The 21698-nt window shown below is 46.3% G+C and carries 19 protein-coding genes; all 19 read right to left on the minus strand.

Going from position 1 to position 21698, the window contains the following annotated elements; translation table 11 throughout:
* Nucleotides 1-37: 37 nt before the first annotated feature.
* Nucleotides 38-1711 carry a putative polysaccharide biosynthesis protein gene (locus tag CLOSA_RS10435; protein WP_013272733.1) on the minus strand — a complete coding sequence of 558 codons (1674 nt, stop codon included), beginning with the start codon at nucleotides 1709-1711 and terminating at the stop codon, nucleotides 38-40.
* Nucleotides 1698-2849 carry a DUF3048 domain-containing protein gene (locus tag CLOSA_RS10440; protein ID WP_013272734.1) on the minus strand — a complete coding sequence of 384 codons (1152 nt, stop codon included), beginning with the start codon at nucleotides 2847-2849 and terminating at the stop codon, nucleotides 1698-1700. The genes CLOSA_RS10435 and CLOSA_RS10440 overlap by 14 nt, the downstream gene beginning before the upstream one ends.
* On the minus strand, nucleotides 2846-3343 hold the full coding sequence (gene ybeY, locus CLOSA_RS10445) for an rRNA maturation RNase YbeY (protein ID WP_013272735.1): 498 nt from the start codon (nucleotides 3341-3343) through the stop codon (nucleotides 2846-2848). Before ybeY ends, CLOSA_RS10440 begins: the two co-directional genes overlap by 4 nt.
* Nucleotides 3333-4349 (minus strand): PhoH family protein, encoded by a 1017-nt coding sequence (locus tag CLOSA_RS10450; protein WP_013272736.1) that lies wholly within the window; start codon nucleotides 4347-4349, stop codon nucleotides 3333-3335. Before CLOSA_RS10450 ends, ybeY begins: the two co-directional genes overlap by 11 nt.
* Nucleotides 4336-5580: a sporulation protein YqfD gene (yqfD, locus tag CLOSA_RS10455; protein ID WP_013272737.1), complete on the minus strand. Its 1245-nt coding sequence runs from the start codon at nucleotides 5578-5580 to the stop codon at nucleotides 4336-4338. The genes CLOSA_RS10450 and yqfD overlap by 14 nt, the downstream gene beginning before the upstream one ends.
* 23 nt (nucleotides 5581-5603) lie before the next feature.
* The gene (locus CLOSA_RS10460) at nucleotides 5604-5870 is read right to left on the minus strand and encodes a YabP/YqfC family sporulation protein (protein WP_013272738.1); all 267 of its coding nucleotides are present in this window, start codon (nucleotides 5868-5870) and stop codon (nucleotides 5604-5606) included.
* A gap of 224 nt (nucleotides 5871-6094) precedes the next feature.
* Complete coding sequence (gene rpsU / locus CLOSA_RS10465; protein WP_003504099.1) at nucleotides 6095-6271, minus strand: 30S ribosomal protein S21; 177 nt, start codon at nucleotides 6269-6271, stop codon at nucleotides 6095-6097.
* A 203-nt stretch (nucleotides 6272-6474) separates the two neighbouring features.
* Nucleotides 6475-9081 (minus strand): alanine--tRNA ligase, encoded by a 2607-nt coding sequence (gene alaS, locus CLOSA_RS10470; protein WP_049791709.1) that lies wholly within the window; start codon nucleotides 9079-9081, stop codon nucleotides 6475-6477.
* A 51-nt stretch (nucleotides 9082-9132) separates the two neighbouring features.
* Entirely contained in the window at nucleotides 9133-9282 is a 150-nt protein-coding gene (locus tag CLOSA_RS22905; protein ID WP_013272740.1) for a hypothetical protein, read from the minus strand.
* A 173-nt stretch (nucleotides 9283-9455) separates the two neighbouring features.
* Nucleotides 9456-10319 (minus strand): lysozyme inhibitor LprI family protein, encoded by an 864-nt coding sequence (locus CLOSA_RS21740; protein ID WP_013272741.1) that lies wholly within the window; start codon nucleotides 10317-10319, stop codon nucleotides 9456-9458.
* Between the two features lie 131 nt (nucleotides 10320-10450).
* Nucleotides 10451-10927: a ribonuclease HI gene (gene rnhA, locus CLOSA_RS10480; protein WP_013272742.1), complete on the minus strand. Its 477-nt coding sequence runs from the start codon at nucleotides 10925-10927 to the stop codon at nucleotides 10451-10453.
* 15 nt (nucleotides 10928-10942) lie between these two features.
* Nucleotides 10943-12541, minus strand: coding sequence for an MBL fold metallo-hydrolase RNA specificity domain-containing protein (locus CLOSA_RS10485; RefSeq protein ID WP_013272743.1), 1599 nt, complete (start codon nucleotides 12539-12541; stop codon nucleotides 10943-10945).
* Nucleotides 12542-12585: 44 nt separating this feature from the next.
* Nucleotides 12586-14061, minus strand: a complete 1476-nt coding sequence (gene spoIVA, locus CLOSA_RS10490; RefSeq protein ID WP_013272744.1) for a stage IV sporulation protein A — start codon at nucleotides 14059-14061, stop codon at nucleotides 12586-12588.
* A 217-nt stretch (nucleotides 14062-14278) separates the two neighbouring features.
* Complete coding sequence (locus tag CLOSA_RS10495) at nucleotides 14279-15934, minus strand: xylulokinase (RefSeq protein ID WP_013272745.1); 1656 nt, start codon at nucleotides 15932-15934, stop codon at nucleotides 14279-14281.
* A gap of 15 nt (nucleotides 15935-15949) precedes the next feature.
* Nucleotides 15950-17458 carry an FGGY-family carbohydrate kinase gene (locus CLOSA_RS10500; protein WP_013272746.1) on the minus strand — a complete coding sequence of 503 codons (1509 nt, stop codon included), beginning with the start codon at nucleotides 17456-17458 and terminating at the stop codon, nucleotides 15950-15952.
* 1 nt (nucleotide 17459) lies between these two features.
* A complete protein-coding gene (locus CLOSA_RS10505) occupies nucleotides 17460-18314 on the minus strand; it encodes an L-ribulose-5-phosphate 3-epimerase (RefSeq protein WP_013272747.1) in 855 nt (284 codons plus the stop codon).
* Between the two features lie 17 nt (nucleotides 18315-18331).
* Complete coding sequence (locus CLOSA_RS10510; RefSeq protein WP_013272748.1) at nucleotides 18332-19405, minus strand: erythritol/L-threitol dehydrogenase; 1074 nt, start codon at nucleotides 19403-19405, stop codon at nucleotides 18332-18334.
* A 21-nt stretch (nucleotides 19406-19426) separates the two neighbouring features.
* A complete protein-coding gene (locus tag CLOSA_RS10515) occupies nucleotides 19427-20572 on the minus strand; it encodes an ABC transporter ATP-binding protein (protein WP_242647794.1) in 1146 nt (381 codons plus the stop codon).
* On the minus strand, nucleotides 20541-21692 hold the full coding sequence (locus CLOSA_RS10520) for an ABC transporter ATP-binding protein (protein WP_013272750.1): 1152 nt from the start codon (nucleotides 21690-21692) through the stop codon (nucleotides 20541-20543). Before CLOSA_RS10520 ends, CLOSA_RS10515 begins: the two co-directional genes overlap by 32 nt.
* Nucleotides 21693-21698: the final 6 nt, after the last annotated feature.

Consider the following 21698-nt stretch of genomic DNA (forward strand, 5'->3'; position numbering starts at 1 on the left):
AAGTAAGTATAGTATCTGCCTTCTTCCTGGGTTTTAATCACAAAAGATGGAATTTTCTTGCAATGCGCACCAGCTTTCTCCCGCCAGGCACGTTTAAAAGCTCCGTTTCGTCCACACAGCGCAGCTTTAAAAGGAGGATTCCGTAAACCACCACTGCCATTACTATGGCGGCAAGAACACCAAATACATTACGCTTTAAGGTCAGATGCACCCAAAAATAGGTGCCGTAGGCAGCCGCTCCCATGATCCCCGATGCCACAATGGGGAGGAGAAATGTTTTTTTCATTTCCTGCCTGTAGTTTAAAAATCTTCGGATCGCCGCTCCGTTTAATATGCACATGGTAAATGCAAACAGGATGTTGGAATACACTACGCTGTAGATACCCATCCGGAATCCAAAAAGCATGACACACAGGATGATAACATGGAGGATCAGGGAAATGATCGCATTCCTTAGGGGGACCTGCATCCGGTTGATTCCCTGCAGCACTCCGTTGGTCACTGTGGAAAGAGAGAAAAATACCACTGCCGCAGACCCGTACATCATCATCTTAATAAGGGCCGAGTTATCATTCCTGCTGAACAAAAGATTGCAGATAGGCCCTGCAAGAACCGTAAGGCCCACCGTAGCCGGTATTGCGATGAGCATGGAAAAACGGATCACCATGGAGACTTTACTTTTCAACTGCCCCTTCTGCCCTTCTGCCATTGCCCTGGAAAGAGACGGAATGAGTGCAGAAGAAAGGGAATTGGCAATTGCCACCGGTATGTTAAAAAGAAGCTGATACTTTCCGGTGATGCCCCAATTGGAAGCGATCTCCGATGCACCCATGCCCATGGCCGTCATGCCGTTTCCATAGATGCTGTTGTCAATAACGGTACTGATGTTGTAGGCAACACTGCTTAAAACAATGGGCAGGACTGTCATTAAAAGGGCGCCGGAAAGCTCCCCATAGGATTCCCGACGTCTGGTCCTGTCCCTTCTGGCCTGCCTTTTCACAATCGGTAAATAGCTGAATAAAAGGAAAAGGAGAAATAACAGGGCAGCTACTGCCCCTGCTCCTGTTCCAATGGTCCCTCCCGCAGCTCCAAAAGCAAAGGAATAAGCAGTGGACCCGTGAACCAGGTTGGATTTAAGTCCGGCCTGAAACAACCTGGAAGCCGCATAAACGCTGATGACCGCATTGACGATCTGTTCGAGTACCTGAGATATGGCTGTGGGCAGCATGGTCCCAATTCCCTGGAAATAGCCCCGGAACACACCCAGATAGGCGATCACCCAGATCGTGGGGGCCAGCGTTTTTAAGGCATAAAAGGTATAAGGCATTTTTAAAAAACGGTTGGCAAATATATCCGCTCCAAACCAGAGTACAGCAGCCCCCACCCCTCCGGCCACGGTTCCGTAGAACAAGGCGACCTTTAGCACCCGTACGGAGTTGCGGTACTCTTTTCTTGCCAGTCTGGTGGCGATCATCTTGGATACTGCTGTCGGCAGGCTATAAGATGATATGATCAAAAGAAGGGAATAAATCGTAAAAGCAGAGCTGTAATAGCCGTTTCCTTCATTACCTAAAATATCCGCCAGGGGGATGCGGTAAAACATGCCTATGACCCGGACGATAATACCAGCCACCGCGAGGATGACACCCTGGACCAGGAAATTAGAGGCTCCCTTCTTCGTTCGCTTTCTGCTTGTCTTATTCTTTTCCATATAATTTCACATTAGGAGAATCCTGTGCAGAAATAATACACACCCAGGTTTTTCCCTGGTTCAGGATAATCTCGTTATTCTCCATGTCGTAATAATGTGTTGGGCCGAATTCCCCATCCTTGGACCATTTGATGGGGATGGAACGGCCTTCCGTTACGTAACAGCCATAAGAGTCATCCTGTACGTTTATGTTTAAATATTCTGTCGTGGCATAATGGGCGGAAGGACAATACTGCAGGATGATATTTTTCACCTTGATCTGCCCTTCGTCTCCCTTGTGGGGGGCTCCATACTGGAACCGGTAATAAAGCCCGTCATCCTCATGGTACTCAAACCAAGGTTTGTTGAGCACATAGCCCGGATAGACCTTATAAGCATCGCTGACACCGTTTTTTTCTTCCAGTGTCACTTTACGGCCGTCTTTGGCGAAGCGGTAATGGCCGCGGTAGGAGGAGTCGTAAGTTTCCGAATAGCCAAGCTGAAGGATGGCCTTATTTAAACGGTTCCCGCTGGTGTAAGCATTGTGGGGGGATTTCCGGTCTTTGGTACGGAAATATGCCACCGTGCCGATGGCATCCAGTCCGTTAATATTATCCACATTGGCAAGATAAGGCTTTGCAAAGGTACTCTGCCCGTAATGGGCATAAATAGCATCAAATTCACGGGCAAAATATGTATAATAGGTACGGCAGCTCCTTACAGATCCGATCCGGTCCAGATCATCATAGTTTTCTAAAACAGCCATATATCGGTTCATTCCCCCTTCGGCCGGTGCTTCATAAACCACTCCGGCCCGGTTGATCCCATATTGAGGAAGTGCTTCCTTGTCATTGCTCATCATAACCGCTACCGGTCTCCGGTTCCCTATGGCTGTATCCACCATCTCTCCGGTGAGATAGCTGCGTATCATCCCATCCTTTTCGGTACGCTCTTCGAAGGTATAGTATTCCCCGGTATTCGCCTCCGGTCCATTGGCCGCTTCCGTGCTGCTGATTTTAATTTCTTTTGTTTCCGAAGCATCGGATGGTACCACTGATTGTTCCGAAATCCATACTTCCTCATATTTTTTACTGCAGCCGGATAAAAAAGCGGCAGACAGCAGGAAACCAGCGAATCCAAACCATACCTTTTTCATCATCTTGTGTATCCTCCCCGGCTTAAGATTTCCTCCTGCTTTTTCTCCATGATCTCACGTTCATCCTCTTCCATATGGTCATAACCACATAGATGAAGCATGCTGTGTGCCACTAAAAAAGCAAGCTCCCTTGTTTGGGAATGGCCGTACTTTTCCGCCTGTTCTTCTACCTTATTTACTGATATTACAATGTCTCCCAGCAAAAGCTCTCCTGTTTCCGGATGAAAGCAGTCGTCTGCCGTCTCTTCCAGATGTTCAAATTCCGAAGGACATTCATACTCAATCATTGGAAAGGAAAGGACATCCGTAGGGGTGTCCATATCCCGGTATTCCCTGTTGATCTGGCGGATTTCCTCATTGCCGGTAATCAGGACATTGACCTCTGCCTCATAAGGGCAGTTTTCATAATCCAGAGATTCCTCCACCACTCTTTTAATAATATCTTCATATGGGATATCCAGTTTCTGTTCTGCCTCATATTCAATATTAATCGTCATAACGTGCCTTTCTGCCGCCAATGGCCTTTGTCTTTCGCTCTCCGGTCTTTTTCTTTGATTCATAATCATCGTAGGCCTGTACAATTTTCTGCACCAGAGGATGACGGACAACGTCACTGCTGGTTAGATGGCAGAAACCAATGTCGTCAATTCTCTTTAATATCCGAGAAGCCATGTCAAGTCCTGATACGGTTCCGGCAGGCAGATCTTTTTGTGTCTGGTCACCTGTTACGATCACCTTTGACCCAAAGCCGATTCTGGTAAGGAACATCTTCATCTGGGCCGGAGTGGTATTCTGGGCTTCATCAAGGATGATATAGGCATTGTCAAGAGTACGGCCTCTCATATAAGCCAGAGGTGCCACTTCGATCAAGCCTTTCTCCGCATTGTGAAGATAGCTCTCTGCTCCCATAATCTGATAAAGAGCATCATACAACGGCCTTAAGTAAGGATCTATTTTACTTTGCAGATCACCTGGAAGAAAGCCCAGCTTCTCTCCGGCCTCAATGGCAGGTCTCGTCAGGATGATACGGCTTACCTCGCCGTTTTTAAAAGCCTGGATGGCCATAGCCATGGCCAGATACGTCTTTCCGGTTCCGGCAGGCCCGATTCCGAAAACGATCATCTTTTTTCTGATCTGATCCACATACTGCTTTTGCCCAAGAGTCTTGGGCTTTACCGGTCTTCCCGTAATGGTTCTGCAGATAATATCCTTGTCGATTTCCAGGATCTGGCTGTCATTTTCAGAAAATGACAGAGAGAGGGCATAATCTACATTTTGCTCTGTAATGGCATTCCCCCGCCTGGAAAGCTCAATCAGGTTATTGAATACGCTTTTAGCCTTCTGGACCATCTGCTCCGGTCCTATGATCTTAAGGGCCCCATCCCGCCCGATCATGGTAACATGCAGGGTCCGTTCTATTTTCTTTAAGTAGCTGTCAAACTGTCCGCATACGTTTTTCTCGTGTTCAGCCGGGATGTCTATGATTGTCTCAATTACGCTCATTTGAATGATTTGTCTCCTCCGGTTCCTCTGTTCTTTGTATCTTCAGTGCCTCCCGCCTGCCTACAGGCTCCTCGGTCACAAAATCTATGGCAACCTGGCATAAAGATTCATTATCTAGTATTTTAACATGATTTTCCAGAATTTGTACCCCTTTTTCCAATAAATTTTTTTTGTATCTTTTATTCATATCCTCAGCCAGTTGTTTTTTCTCTTCCTCAGTATAAGGACGCTCATAGGATATGTATTCTTTTCCCGTTAATTTTCCGACATAAATGGGAAGATAGAAATTCTGGAACAGGTGAAGCTGTTCTTCTTCCATGGTCTGCTTCCATGATGTTCCCTCTGGGCGCGGACGTATCAGAAGAAAGGAAAAACGGAAAGCTTTCATATAATACCCCTTCCTTATCTTTCCAGTTTCCACGTCGATTTTCCGGAAAAGGGGCATTTGTCTTGTGAGGTGATATTCTGTTCTTGCCGTTATGTCCCCGTCGGAACGGACATAATGAGTATTTACCACCTCTTCGCTGTCTCCTATGATGGGCAGGACTCCGCTGACCAGAACCTGCCCCTGTTCCACCGTATCGCCTATGGCTACCATTGGTACTCCGCTGCGCACGATCATGGAGGTGATCACCCCGTTTTTTTCTGCTACAATATCACATGGAGTTTCATCTTTTACAGGGATTTCAGAAAGCACTTCATTTTCTTTTATTTTAACCAAAAGGCGGGTTCCTGATACCCTTGCCGATACCCAGGTTATTTCTGGAAACTTGGAGCGAAAGGATTCTTCCAGGACATCACAATCAATTTTAGATTTTCTCATGCCATACCGGATTTCTTCCGATTCGCAGAATTTTATAAGTGTATCGTATGTATACATTCGGTTTCCATCAAATTCAATATCCCATATAAATAAAGAAAGGGAATAAAGGATTAAAAAAAAGCTTGCAAAACCGGCAGCATACAGCTTCCGTTTTTTATTCCTGTGTAAAAAAAAAGGAAGTCCAAACTTTTTTAAAATCTTAAGTCTGACCTTCGTTTTACGTACAAGGGGCTTTACCTTGCGGAATCCTTGTACAGACATGAAAAGCTGATAGGAATGTCCGGAATTAATGACTTTCCACAGTTCAATATCATGGACGCTGCACATATTGAGAAAGCGTTCCGGAGAAAAGCCGGTCATTTCTATAAAAAGATAACCGAAAAAATAATGATTCAGCCAAGCAAGCACTTGATTACACCTCCAGTTGCCCTTTATTCAAATTCCAGGGATTTGATAAATCCATTAATTTTCATTTCCTCATTGGTATAATATTCAATCATCAGCCTGCTTCCGCCGATGATGACTCGGCAGTTTTTGGCCTGGAGTTTGATGGAACAGTCTGTATAGAGGATAATGCTTCGGTAATTTTCTATTACAACGCTATGACGTCCCAGAAAAGATACAAGCACTTCTCCCAAAACTACATCCTTGGGGAGTTTTAAGGCGGAAGCTGCTTTTTCCTTTGATTCCTCAAACATAATCCCTATTCTGCCCTTCTCTTTCTATTCCTTTATACTATATGCAAATCATATATGGGAAATTCGTTACAGTTCAACCATGCCATTTATTATTTGGCTTGCAAAACTTGTTTTTTCAGGAATAAGTGCATACAGGGCTAAGGGGTTGAGAAGATTTTAAGGCAATAAAAGTCGAAAAAACCCCTGGTCACAGGAAGTGGGACCAGGGATTCATCTTTTAACTATTAGTTATATTTACGTTTTCTTGCAGCTTCAGACTTTTTCTTACGTCTTACGCTTGGTTTTTCGTAATGTTCTCTCTTACGAATTTCCTGCTGGATACCTGCTTTCGCACAGTTTCTTTTGAATCTGCGTAAAGCGCTATCTAAGCTCTCGTTGTCTTTAACGATTACATTTGACATAGCTCACACCTAACCTCCCTCCAGTTGTGTACTTGTGCATAATACAACTGTTTGGGTATTTTATAGCACTGATATGATTATAGCATAATTTTGCCATACGTCAAGAAAAATTTTCAATATTTTGAATATCGATTTGGCGGCAGATCCATATTTTTTCCGAAATGTATACAATCCGACAAAAAGAAACCAACATGAATGAAGGGTCAGCTCAACTGCTCCGCAACAACTTCCGTAACCTTCTCAAGGCATGCCTCCACACCTGACGGATTCTTTCCTCCCGCCTGAGCCATATTGGGACGGCCGCCGCCGCCGCCGCCAACTAAGGAAGCAATGGCTTTGATTAAGTTGCCGGCATGGGCTCCTTTTTTCTGCGCCTCATCCGTAACAGCAGCCATCAGATTCACTTTATCATCCTGGATGGAGGCGATCACAATGACTCCCTCACCTAATTTTTCTTTTAACTGGTCGCCAAGATTGCGAAGTCCGTTCATGTCAACATCCATCACCTTTGTTGCAAGGATCTTTACTCCCTTGACCTCTTTTACCTGATCCATTACATTTCCAAGAGAATCCTTTGCAAGCCTGCTTTTTAATTTTTCGTTTTCAGAATGCAGTGCCTTAATCTCATCTAATAGGGACTCGATTTTTGATGTAAGGGCTGAAGGCATTGTTTTGGCAGCCTTTGCCGCTTCATGAAGTTCTTTTTCGGTTTCCTGATAATAATGCATCAGGCCGTCTCCTGTCAAGGCTTCAATTCTCCGGACTCCGGCTGCGATACCGGTTTCCGAAAGAATCTTAAAGGAGCCAATGACTCCCGTATTGTTAATATGGGTGCCGCCGCAAAGCTCCGTTGAAAAATCACCCATTTTTACTACCCGGACCGTATCTCCGTATTTTTCTCCAAACAGTGCCATGGCACCTGATTTTTTTGCATCTTCTAAGGTCATGATTTCCGTTTTTACAGGAAGAGATTCCTTGATTTTCTCATTTACAAGAGTTTCCACCTGGCGAATCTCTTCAGGTGTCATGGCTGAGAAGTGGGTGAAGTCAAAACGCAGTTTGTCTCCATCCACAAAGGAACCGGCCTGTTCTACATGACTGCCCAGTACTGTTCTTAAAGCTTTCTGGAGAAGGTGAGTAGCACTGTGGTTCTTTCCCGTATTCTGGCGGTTTCCTTCACATACCTTTAAGGTGACCACGTCTCCGCTCTGCAGCATTCCCTTAGCCATCTTCCCTACATGGCCCACCTTTCCGCCTTGCAAATGGATGGTTTCTTCTACCTTGAATTCGCCTCTGTCACTTACAATATAGCCCACATCACCCTGCTGGCCGCCCATGGTACCGTAAAATACCGTCTGCTCTGTAACTATGGTTCCTGTTTCTCCATCGGTAAGAGCCTCAACCAAGTCAGTATCTGTGGTAAGGACAAGAATCTTAGAGTCACAGATTAACTTGTCATAGCCGATAAATTCCGTTGTAATAGCCGGATCAATGGACTGATAAACAGTGACGTCGGCGCCCATGTAATTGGTGGTTTTTCTTGCATTTCTGGCTGTTTCCCTCTGCTTTTGCATGGCAGCCTTAAAGCCTTCCTCATCCACTCCGAAATTCTTCTCTTCCAGAATTTCCAGAGTCAGATCCAGAGGAAATCCATACGTATCATATAATTTAAAAGCGTTCTCACCGGAAAGAATGGTTTCGCCCTTTTTTACCATCTCCTCTTCCAGTTCCCCCAGAATGGCAAGGCCCTGGTCAATGGTCTTATTGAACTTATCCTCCTCCTGGGTCAGAACCTTCAGAATCATTGCTTTCTTCTCTTCCAGTTCCGGATACCCATCCTTGGACAGTTCAATGACGGTGGTGGATAAGTCTGCCAGGAACTTACCCTCGATGCCAAGAAGTCTGCCATGGCGGGCAGCTCTTCTTAAGAGGCGGCGCAGAACATAGCCTCTTCCCTCATTGGAAGGCATGATGCCGTCAGAGATCATAAAAGTACAGGAACGTACGTGGTCTGTGATCAGACGAAGGGATACATCCACATCCGCATTTTTTTTGTACTCTGTACGGGCCAGGGCAGCCACACGGTTTAAAAGGGCTTTTATGGTATCCACATCAAAAATGGAATCCACATCCTGGACAACCACTGCAAGACGCTCCAGTCCCATACCGGTATCTATGTTTTTCTGAGCTAATTCCTCATAGTTTCCATGACCGTCGTTTTCAAACTGGGTGAATACATTATTCCACACTTCCATATACCGGTCACAATCGCAGCCAACGGTACAATCCGGACTTCCGCAGCCATACTTTTCCCCTCTGTCATAATAAATCTCTGAACATGGACCGCAGGGACCTGCACCGTGTTCCCAGAAATTATCCGCTTTACCAAAACGGAAAATACGCTCAGGGGCAATGCCGATCTTTTTATTCCAGATTTCGAAGGCCTCATCATCTTCCAGATATACGGATGGATACAGCCTGTCCGGGTCAAGTCCGATCACCCCGGTCAGAAATTCCCAGGACCAGTGAATGGCCTCGTCCTTAAAATAGTCCCCAAAGGAAAAATTACCCAGCATCTCAAAGAAGGTGCCGTGGCGGGCTGTCTTGCCTACGTTTTCAATATCTCCTGTCCGGATGCACTTCTGACAGGTAGTTACCCTTCTTCTTGGCGGGATCTCCTGGCCTGTAAAATATGGCTTAAGGGGAGCCATTCCCGAGTTGATCAACAACAAGCTGTTATCATTATGCGGAACCAGGGAGAAGCTTTTCATCGCCAGATGTTCCTTGCTTTCAAAAAATTCAAGGAACATTCTCCTCAGTTCATTCACACCGTAGTTCTTCACGTTACTGTCCTCCGTTTGCTATTTTGTCTCTTTCGTCACGGTACCGTTATTCCCGGCATCCTTATGATCTCTGTATTTCTTGCCGCACACGATTCCGCCCCATGCAAGAAACAGGAAAAAAAGGAATTTGATTGCGGCCTCCAGTAAACTTGCAATTATAGCTGTCATATTTTATTCCTCCCAAAAATTCTTATAGTATCACTCATTTTACTATCCTATCATAAGGAATTTTATTTATCAAGATGTTGCAATAGAATTTTTTTTACCAATTAAGAAATATAAGCTCTCTTCACCCGGTCATTTTCTGAAGAAATAAAAAAGTACGGCAGATACCGTACTTTTTACCGGCCCTCTCCTGAAGAAAGGACATTCATATATTCTGCCACCAGATCATAGGCTCTTGCTCTTGTGGACTCAGTCAGGGAAGCGGTATATTCCAGTTCTTCCAAGCTTCCTCCGCTGTATTTTTTAGCTGCGTCCTCTGCCTTTGTGTCCCTGCTTTTGATCCATTCCTGCTGCGATGTTTCAAGAGCCTTTCTGTCTTCGTCGTTCAATTCCTGCGTAATAGCTGCATAAATGGCATTCTGCTCTCTGTCCCAAAGCTTAAGTTCTTTTTCCACCAGGGCTTTCATGGAATAGGTATTGGAATCTCCGGACTCCTCCCGCATCTTTTTGATCTGTGCATCCAGTTCCAGTAAATGCTTTTGATAATAAGCAGCACCTTCCGAAGGAATAACAGTGCTATACAGCCTGTTTTTTGTATCCGGACTTATGGGAGAGATGACAGTTTCCTCAGTGGGAGACTCGTTAAAGCTTTCTGCTGCCTGAGGAGCCGTATCCGCCTGTTCAGAAGCCGCAGCAATTTTCATCCGCGTTCCGGCTTCCGCCGGCTGTGAATGATTCTCCGGTGCAGCCTCTGCTTTTGCAGTGATACCAGGATCGGTTTTCTTCCGCTTCGCTTCCTCTCCTGCAGATGGTACACCCTGGGGCGCAGCCATATCCCCAGAAAATAATTCCGGTGCTCCGCCATAACCGTTCCCTGCTTCAGGAGAATCCGGAATTTCAGTGGTTGAAAGTCCGCTGATTTCTGCGGGTTCCGTAACATTCTCCCTACTTTTCACAAAGGAGGAAGTAGCAACGGTTATAAGGATCCCAATGACCAGAATGCTTCCGATCACTATCCAAATTCCTCTATTTTTATTCATGAAATATCATCCTAACCTGTTTTGATAAAGTTAACATATCACAAATAAAAAAGAAAGAAAATAGGAATCCGCAATTAGTAAGACATTGTAAGAGATATGTAAGTTTTTGGAATTTTCCCATATTGGGAAGCTTATATCCCTTCGTCCACCAATAAGTCATCTCCGTCAGCAGCGCTTGTAGCCAGCATGTCGCACCGTTCATTCTGAGGGTGGCCGGCATGTCCCTTTACCCAGTGAAAGGTGACCTCATGGGGTTCCTTGGCCTTTAACAGCCTTTCCCATAAATCAATATTCTTAACAGGACCGCTTTTGCCCCTTTTCCAGTTGTTCTTTACCCAGTTTTCGATCCAGTGCTGATTAAAGGCATCCGTTACATATTTGGAATCAGAGTACAGTTCCACCTGGCAGGGTCTTGTAAGAGCTTCCAGACCTGCAATGGCTGCCATAAGTTCCATTCGGTTGTTGGTAGTCTTTACATATCCTGCTGACAAGGTTTTTTCGTGGAGCTGCCCTTTGGAGTCCGTGAACTGCAAAACCGCACCATAGCCTCCCGGTCCGTCAGGATTCCCTCTAGCAGCTCCGTCGGTAAATAAAAGTACTTTTGTCACTTTCTGATGTTCTCCTTATCTATCCCATTTATCACATAAAGAATTAATCTGATCTGCAAATTTGGCAAGATCTTTATTAGCTCCGCCTTCATTATGACGGATAACCTGCAAAAGCCTTTCGCCCGCAGCAAAAAGCCTTCCATAAACACCCACTGGTTTTTTTGAGACCTCAGGCGCTTTGACCACTGCAACGCCATCTGTTTCACTGAGCCACCTGCCCAGGGAAAGATCATAAACAGAACCGGAGTGAGGAGCTTTTACCCTGTACCCCTCCTTCTCCAGGAGCTGTTCAAAAGAGTTGCAAACCACATCATCGCCGTGTACCAGAAATACTTGTCGCGGTTTTTCTTCAAATGCGTTCAACCAGGCAATCAATCCTTCCATATCTGCGTGGGAACTCATCCCATCCATCTTTTCTATATGGGCTTCCACCTGAATGGTTTCGCCAAACAGCCGTACTTCGGTGCAGCCATCAATCAGGTTTCTTCCCAGAGTCCCTATGGACTGGTATCCGGTAAAAACGATGGTGCATTCCGGTCTCCATAAATTATGCTTTAAGTGATGGCGGATACGGCCGGCATCACACATGCCTGCCGCTGATATGATCACTTTTGGTTTTGAATTAAAATTAATGTTCTTGGATTCCTCGCTGGTAACCGACAGTTTCAGTCCTGGAAAGGAAATGGGGTTAATGCCTTTCATGACCAGTTCCTTTGTTTCTTCATCATAGCAGTCTACCAGGTTATCTTTAAAAACTTGGGTCGCTTCCACTGCCAGAGGGCTGTCGACATAAACCTCAAACCCGTTATGCCCGGCCACCAGCTTCTCTGCCTTGATACGGCGGAACATATAAAGGAGCTCCTGGGTTCTTCCCACTGCAAAAGCCGGTATCACCACGTTTCCGCCTCTGTCCAGGGTTTTCTGGACAATGCCGGCAAGGATGGAAACATGATCCGGTATCACACCGTGAAGCCGGTCACCATAGGTGCATTCCATGACCACGTAATCTGCTTCCTTTATGTACTCGGGGTCGCGGATCAAGGGTTTGTTTTTGTTGCCTATATCACCGGAAAATACAATTTTTTTTGAGTCTCTCCCTTCCGTGATCCACATTTCAATAGAGGCGGAACCAAGCAGATGGCCTACATCAATAAAGCGGATTGTAATGCCATCCTCCAGCTCCACCTTTTCATTGTAATCGTAGGAATGAAACAGCTCCAGCACACCCATGGCATCGTTAACCCCATACAATGGTTCTTCTTCCGGGAGTCCCGCCCGCCGGGCCTTTCTGTTCTTCCATTCCGCTTCCGATTCCTGTATATGGGCGCTGTCTTTCAGCATAATGCCGCAAAGGTCGGCGGTTGCCACAGTAGATATCACCTGTCCCCGGAAGCCTCTTGCATAGATAAAAGGAAGCATCCCTGCGTGATCGATGTGGGCATGGGTCAATAAAACGTAATCAATTTCTGCATAGCTGACCGGCAGATCCACATTTTCAAATTTATCAATCCCCTGCTCCATGCCGCAGTCCACAAGGATTTTAAATCCGGCAGCTTCCAGATAATGACAGCTCCCGGTTACCTCGCGGGCTGCGCCGATGAACATTAATTTCATATAAGCCCTCCTTTTGTACCTGTTTTTTCTATTATACCATTAATTTAGATAATAATGCAAATCATACCGCCATTACTATCATTAATAATTTTTTGGAGGGTGTCCTGAAGTTTTATTTGACAGTCTTCCGTAAGCTGGGAGACTTTGGCCTGAATGCCATCTTCTACAATCTGTTCAATGGACTTTCCGAAAATGTTGGTATTCCATATTCCTTCTTCGCTTTCTCTTGCGTTTTCCTTGATGTAGGCGATCAGATCTTCTGCCTGCTGTTCGCTTCCCACGATGGGGGCGATTTCGGTCTGGATATGTGCCTTGATTAAATTAATGGAAGGTGCCTCTGCCCGCATTTTTACACCGTATTTATTTCCATGCTTGATGACTTCCGGTTCATCCAGTATAATTTCTGACCTTTCCGGGGTCACGATCCCATAACCCTTGAATCGGACCTGGCTCATGGCCTGGTTGACCTTTTCGTATTCTGCTTTCATTTTTGCAAGCTCGCTTAAGGTCTGCATCAACTGATATTCTCCCTCAATAGGAAGCCCTACATAATCACTTAAAATCTGGTAGTAATAACTGTCATCCACGTCCATGGCAAGATCAACGCTGCCGTCTGCCATATTCATCTTCTGAATCTTAATGGACCGGACGCTGTCTGTGGATTCATCAAATAAATCTGAAGATACGTCCTTCATATGGGATACTTTTTTCACCATATCCTTTGCAACCTGGATCACCTGGGATTTCAGCCAGTGGGTTGCGGGAAGGATCTCCAACCATTTCGGAATGAAGAAATCCATCTCCGTCACAGGGAATTCCTTTAATACCCGGTCCAGAATATTGTTAACGTCATCCTTTTTTAACTGTTCGCAGTTAATGGGCATGACCGTTACTCCATATTTCTGGCTCATATCCTTTGAGAGGGCCATGGTCTCATCAGAGTATGGTTTGGAAGAATTAAGCAGGATGATAAATGGCTTTCCCAGGTTTTTCAGTTCCTGTACGGTACGTTCCTCTGCCGCTATGTAGTTAGGGCGCTTCAATTCCCCGATGGAACCGTCGGTGGTTATAACTACCCCAATGGTGGAGTGGTCATTGATAACCTTTCTGGTTCCGATTTCAGCTGCTTTTGTAAAAGGAATCTCATAATCAAACCAGGGCGTTTTTACAAGCCGCTCTTCATCATTTTCAATATGGCCGGCAGCACCGTCTACCATAAAGCCGACACAGTCGATTAAGCGGACTTTTGTTTCGATCTCATCTCCCAGACGGATGATGGCCGCTTCCTTGGGGATGAATTTTGGTTCCGTGGTCATGATGGTTTTTCCTGCCGCACTTTGGGGCAGTTCGTCCCTTGTCTGAGTTTTCTGGTGTTCATCCTCCATGCCCGGCAGAACCATTAATTCCATAAAACGCTTGATAAAAGTCGATTTTCCTGTTCTTACCGGCCCTACAACTCCAATGTAGATTTCTCCGTTTGTTCGGGCTTTGATATCATTGTATACGTTATAATTGTCCATAAAGATTCCCCCTTCTGTGCTGTTATACTATATGCATGGGAGATCGGATTATTCCCTTTTCTTTTTCACTCAGCTTATTGGATCTTTCCCTATCATTCCGGTTCCCTTCTATCGTTTTATTCAAGCCGGTAAGGATGAAAAAAAGAAGGATGGCAAAGCCGCTGGTACGCTTTCCTTGCCATCCTTATTACCTGTTATACCGTTTCCTATGGTTCCTTTATTTGATACGATCAATGGGATTTAGCCTGGTTCCGCTCACGGGAAAAGGCTTCATCACTTCCACTGCCGCCCGTTCTACAGCAAGTCCCCTGGTATAGCGCTCCATAAATTCCTCAAAACCAGCCGTGTCCCTGGCATCCGGCATTACCTGATTCCCGCTCTCCCCGGAAAACACCCGGTTTTCAAGATAATGCTCCAATGTTTCCCCTTCTTCCCTGTAAATCATATAGGAAGCCAGCAGCGCAATCCCCCAGGCGCCCCCTTCCCCTGCGGTGTCCATTACAGAAACCGGTACATTCATTGCCGCTGCCATCACGCTCTGGCCCACACCTTTCGTTTTAAACAAGCCGCCGTGACCAAACAGCAGATCCAGCTTTACTCCTTCCTTCTTAAAAAGGATGTCCATTCCTGTTTTTAATGCACCCAAAGAAGTAAACAGGTGGACCCTGATGAAATTGGCCAGATTGAACCGGCTGTCAGGCATGCGGACGAACAAGGGCCTACCTTCGTCAAATCCGGTGATATGCTCCCCCGCTAAGTAACCGTAGGACAAAAGCCCTCCGCAGTCCTTATCTCCTGTCAATGCCAGATGATATAATACCGAAAAAATCTGCCCGGCCTCTGCTTTAAAGCCCATGGAATCCAGAAATTCTCCAAACAGAGATACCCATGCGTTTAAATCAGAGGTACAGTTGTTACAATGTACCATTGCCACCAGATCACCGGCAGGGGTGGTGACCAGGTCAATTTCCTTGTAAACATGGGCCAGCTCCTTTTCAAGTACGATCATGGAGAACACACTGGTGCCGGCAGATACATTGCCGGTCCTAGGTTTCACACTGTTGGTGGCCGTCATGCCCGTTCCTGCATCACCTTCCGGAGGGCAAAGGGGAATTCCCTGCTTTAACCGGCCGGAAGGATCCAGAAGTCCGGCACCTTCCGCCGTCAGAACACCGGCTTGCTCCCCAGCGGTTAGCACCTTTGGCAGAATATCTGCAAGCCTCCAGGAATAACCAGCATCTGCAGCAAGCTGGTTAAACTGGCCCAGCATCCGGCGGTTATAATCCCGGGTTTTGATATCCATGGGGAACATCCCGGATGCATCCCCTATTCCCAGTACTTTTTGTCCCGTGAGAATCCAGTGAACATAACCGGACAAGGTCGTCAGAAAGCCTATATCTTTTACATGATCTTCCTGATCCAGCATGGACTGATACAGGTGGGCAATGCTCCATCTCTGGGGAATGGGATAATCAAAAGTTTCCGTCAGCCTGGCAGAAGCTTCTCCTGTTATGGTATTGCGCCAGGTACGGAAAGGAGCAAGCTGCTTCCCCCACTTATCAAATACCAGGTAACCGTGCATCATTCCGCTGATACCCAGGGAACTTAAAACAGTCAGTTCCACACCGTATGTATTCTTTACATCCTCTGCCAGGCTGCGGTAACAGCCGGTAAGCCCTTTTTTTACTTCCTCCAGCCGGTATGTCCAGATCCTGTCCTCAAACCGGTTTTCCCAGTCATAGCCTCCGGTGGCAAGAGGAACATGATCTTCCCCGATCAGCACAGCCTTGATCCTGGTAGAACCGAGTTCAATCCCCAGAGAAGCTCTTCCGTTTTCAATGGCATCTCTGATTGCACCAATATCCAAATCCATAAATCGCCCTCCACCTTATACGGTAAACAACGGCCAGGCCATGTCAAGAGCCTCTTTGACCGCCGTATATTTTGCATATTTTTTCATATAAATTTTGTGTTTTTCCATATCAGGCATTACCTTTTTTTCCACATGAACCATATTCCGGGCCGCTTCTTCATAATCTGAGAAGCTTCCTGCAGCCACAGCTGCCGCCATGGCGCAGCCCAATGCTCCAAGTTCCTTTGCTTTGATGGTTTCAATGGGAATCCCCAGAATATCTGCAAACATCTGAACCCATGCAGGGGAGTTCACCACCCCGCCTGCCATACGGATGGCTTCCGGCTTTCCCCTTACTTTAAGCAGCTTATCAATGTGGGTTTTATGAGAATAGACGACTCCTTCATAAACAGCTCTGATAATATGGGGATTTTTATGGTATGTCGTAAGTCCTACCAGACTCCCCTTTCCTAGGGGGTGTGCATTGGAGCTGTATAGGAACGGCAGGAAATATACATCGCATTCTTCCGGCAAAACCGACTGGACCTGACGGCTTAAAAAGTTATATTTACTTTCTCCTTCCAGCATCCCGTGAAAATCAATCAGATGTTCCATACACCATTCTAAGTTTCCTGCGGAGGTGGCGCTGCACTCTTCGATGAGATAATACCCAGGTATGGCAAACAGGGAATTCATGGCAACCGGGCCATGGAGCACCGGTTCCTCTGCAATAAATTCATTGATACTCCAGGTACCTGCAATGGTGCATAAGCGTTCCGGCTTTGTGATATCCATTGCAATGGCGCAGGCATCAATGTCAAACATCCCTCCTGCTACAGGTGTTCCTTCCAAAAGACCGGTTCTTTCCGCTACTTCACCAGTCAGCGTCCCGCACAGATCATAGGAATATTTCAGGGGAGCCAGCTTTTCAAACACCTCTCCGATCCCATAGCTCTCCAATAGTTCTCTGTCAAACACCTTATCCCGCACATTGAGAAGGCCAGAACCGGAAATATCGGTGGCTTCACAATATGCTTCCCCGGTGAGCCGGAAACGGATATAGTCCTTCACGGAAAACACCCATTTGATATTGTCATAAGTGTCTCTGTCATGGTCTTTCAGCCAGGCAAGCAGGGCTGCCTGCTGACAGGGCATCAGTTTCTGGCATATCCGCCCGTACACATGGTCAAAGACTCCGCTCTTATACCACCTTTCCGTATATTCCCACGCTCTGGTATCCGTGGATACGATTCCCCTGCAGGCCGGGCGGTCATCCCTGCCCCAGGCGTACAGGCCTTTGCCGTGACCGCACACGGATACCCCGATGATATCTGCAGGATTGATGCCGGCATTTTCCACAGCTCCCTTCATACAAAGAAGGTTGCTCTCCCACAGCAGGTCCATATCCCGCTCCGTATAACCGGATTTCGGAGTTTCAACTGGCGTACTGTCCGAAAAAGCACTGATCTGATTTCCCTTAAGGTCAAATAAAGCAGCCTTTGTCATGGTACCTCCGTTATCCAGGCCCATTACATATTGTTTCATATCATACCTCCTCTGCGTAAGCAGCATCCAGATACCCTTTTAAAAACAGGTTGTTTTTTTTAAGAGTTACCAGGTAATCCTCTTCGCCCGTATACCAGAATTCCGCTACATACCGGTGAATACCTAACTGTCTGGTCTTTTGAATGACCTTTTCAAAATCCACCTGGCCCTCCCCATATGGAATCTCCCGGTACCTTCCTGGCAGAGTTTCCTTTAAATGAACCGAGCAGATATGACTGCGGCCGCATTCTAAATCCCGGTATATATCATCGGTCCCGTTCCATATGTTTCCAACGTCCGGATATACGGAAAGATAGGGTACGCTTGCCCACTCTACATAAATCATGGCTTTTTCAACGGTATTCATAAAGTCATTTTCCATTGTTTCAAACCCGACGGTAACTCCATGGGCAGACGCATATTCCATGCAAAGCCTTAAATTATCCAGAAATCTCTCCCTGGTTTCTTCTGAGGATGTTTCCCCATAATAGCAATCATACCCCTGGGCCTGGATGATGCGTATTCCCATTTTCACAGCAAAATCCACACACTTTTTAAAAAGCATAACAGCTGCCTCTGATGCCCCGTCAAGAAGGCTGCCCAGCGGAAATTTTCGCTGGGCGCTAAAGCAGATGGATTCAAACCGGATGCCAATATCCAGGGAAAGGGATTGAAGCATCAGAATCCTTGCATCACTAAAATCGAGCCGGCTGATTTTCTCCTCGGTTTCATCAATGCTCATTTCAATAAAGTCATATCCCGTTTCTTTCGCTGCCTTCAGCTTTCCCTCAAAGGACAATTCCCCTGGCATACTTTTTTCATACAATCCTAACCGATAAACCCCTTGACTGTTCATAGTCTTTCCTTATCTTATTAAAATTTAATCGCCACCTTAAAGTCACCGTACTTACCTCCGGCAAATTCAAATGCCTTTTCCCATTCTTCAATTGGAAATGTGTTTCTGATAACACCGGTTGTCTTTAAATTGCCGTTGGTTATGTTTTCAATGACAAAGGGATAGCAGTAAGGGCTTAAATGGGCGCCTGCGATATCCAATTCCTTCCGGTCTCCGATGATGGACCAATCCACGGTGGCAGGCTCTGCAAATACACTGAATTCCACAAAGCGTCCCAGCTTTCTGATCATGGAAAGTCCCTGAACCACGCTGGAAGGATGGCCGGTAGCTTCGATATAGATATCACACCCATAACCTTCTGTTAAATCCATGACCGCTTTCACTACATCCGTTTTCCCTGGATTCAGCACCAGATCAGCACCAAATTCCTTCGCCTTTACCAGTCTGTCATCCATCATATCAAGTACGATCAGTTTCGCTGGATTTTTCATTCGGGCATAGGTAACCATCCCAAGTCCCAGGGTTCCGGCCCCTGAAATTACCACAACATCCTCACAACCGATCTGCCCCCGGTCCACACAATGCTTGGAGCAGGCATAAGGTTCGATTAAAAGCGCATCCTCAAAGGGCATATCCTTTGGTACCTGATGTATTACAGAACCTTTTGGATATCTGACATACTCTGCCATACCACCGTTGTTGGTATGCTGAAAACCGAAGATATCATGAGGCTGGCACATCCAGTAACGGCCTGATTTACAGAATTTACATTCTCCGCAGGGCTTGATCTGATCAGCAGTCACCCGGTCTCCGATCTGGAAATCTTTCACGTTCTCTCCCAATTCTGCAATTTCACCTAAAAACTCGTGTCCCGGAATAAAAGGCGGTTTTACCCAGGAAGGCTGGAGCTCATCTCCCCAGAACATGGCTGCTCCGTGACTGCATTTCAAGTCACCCGCGCAGATTCCGCAGCCTTCCGTCTTGATGATAACGTCATCCGGACCGCATTCCGGCGTTGGATAGGCCGGTTCAAAACGGTAGTCATCTTTGGAATATGCAACAAGTGCCTTCATTGTTTTCGGAATACTCATATTAAAAATCCTCCATTCTTATTATACACGGATTCGGTCCCCGGTGTTTTCATCAAACAGATGGGTCTTTTCTGAATTAAATTTTAAATAGACCTCATCGCCTTTCTCATAATACACATCCTCTGTGGTGGTAATGCTTAACAGGTTTTCACCCACCCGGAGGCTGATCCTGCGTTCATCCCCCATATTTTCAAAGACGGCTACTGGTACCGGTGTGCTGGTAGCCGGATCTTGGGAAATCAGAACATCCACCGGCCGGACACCCAAGGTAACCTTCAGTCCTTCATGAACCACCGCCTTATAACGGTCAGGTACCATAACTTTTAACCCGCTGTTTTCAAATGTAAAATAATAACCTTTCCCTTCCATTTTAATGACCGACGGCATCAGGTTCATGGGCGGTTCTCCGATAAATCCGGCTACGAACTCGTTGGCAGGATCATCGTATACCTCCAGGGGAGTTCCCATTTGCTGGAGTTTCCCCTCCTTCATAATGACAATTTTATCTGCCATGGACATCGCTTCGATCTGGTCATGAGTCACGATAATGGTCGTGCATTTGATCTCATGATGCATCCTCTTTATCTCCTGCCTGAGCATCTGCCGCATTTTCCCATCCAAATGACTCAAAGGCTCATCCAGAAGCAAAAGCCCCGGGCGCCGGATAATGGCCCTGGCTATATTGACCCTTTGCTTCTGCCCCCCCGACAAGGCAGCCGGTTTCATCTGCAGCAGGTCTTCCACTTTAAGCAGAGGGGCAACACGGCCGATCTCTTTTCCGATTTCCTCTTCTGTCTTTTTCTTTGCCCTCATATTAAAAGCCAGATTCTCATATACGGTCAGAGGCGGATACAGGGCATAATCTTCGAAAGCCAGACCAATTCCACGGTCCTTGGGCAGCAGATGATTCATGCGCGTTTTGCCGATGTATACATCTCCGGAGGTGATCTCCTCCAGTCCTGCCAGCATCCTTAAGGTTGTGGATTTACCACACCCCGAAGGCCCCAGGATCCCAATGAATTCCCCATCTTCACAGCGGAAAGAAAGGTCATTGACAGCATATCCGTCTGCCTCTTTCTTTTTCTCCTTATTGTCATACCGCTTATAGACATTTTTAAGCACCAGTTCTGCCATATCATTGACCTCCGATCTGACTCTTTGCCTCATATTTCTGTCTTCCTGCTCTTGTGATCAATTCCTTTGAGGAATGGTCGAAATAGAGGGCATTCGCCATATTGAATTTTAAATAGACCTCCTGGTCAATGAAAGCCCTGGTATCATTGGGTGCAACCACCTCCAATTTGTTTTCGCCTGCCAGAACCGTCATAATGACCTTATTTCCAATGGGTTCATTTGCATAAACTGAGGCTCTGATCCAGGAACTGTCCTGTTTTTCAAAGCAAAAGGCGATGTCACAGCCCCGGATCCCCACATCAATCTGCTTCCCATCCAGGGAGGATATATGGTCAATCACATCGGGGGTCACCTCCAGGACAGAGTCCTGATCAAAGGCATCAATCAGTCCCAGATTTCCACTGAGCTTAAAAGCACCCGGAAATATGTTGATCTCAGGTTCTCCGAACAGCCTTGCAACAAACTCGTTGCGGGGAAGATAATACATCTCTACAGCACTTCCGGTCTGTACGATCCTCCCATCATGAACCACAGCGATCCGGTCTGCCAAAGACATAGCTTCCATGTAATCGTGGGTCACATAGATGGTTGTGGTATTAAAATTGCTCTGCATTTCCTTTAACTCCCGCCGCATAAAATGGCGGAGCTTGGCATCCAAATGGGCTAAGGGTTCATCCATGAGAAATACATTGGGTTTTCTTACCAATCCACGCCCGATCGCTACACGCTGCCGCTGTCCATTGGAAAGCTGGCTGGGCTTCCGCTCCAGTAAATGGTTGATTCTCATCATCCCAGTGACCCGGTTCACCTCGGTTCGGATAAATTCCTCGCTTTGTTTATAGAGCCTGCTTCTCATGGGGGAAGCAATATTATCATAAACATTGAAATGGGGATAAAGGGCATAATTCTCAAATACCATGGATACGTTCCGGTTCATAGGCTCCACATGGTTTACAACCACCCCGTCTATTTTCACCAGCCCCTCCTGGGGAAATTCAATTCCTGCGATCACCTTGAGCAGAGAAGTCTTCCCTGCCCCGGCGGGACCAAACAATACAAAGAATTCATTGTCTTTTACAGTCAGGCTGACCCCGTCCACCGCTGTTTTTGATCCGTATTTTTTTGTAACGTTAATCAGTTCTATTTCTGCCAATCTCCT

The sequence above is a fragment of the [Clostridium] saccharolyticum WM1 genome, from assembly GCF_000144625.1.
In the GTDB taxonomy this organism is placed as follows: domain Bacteria; phylum Bacillota; class Clostridia; order Lachnospirales; family Lachnospiraceae; genus Lacrimispora; species Lacrimispora saccharolytica.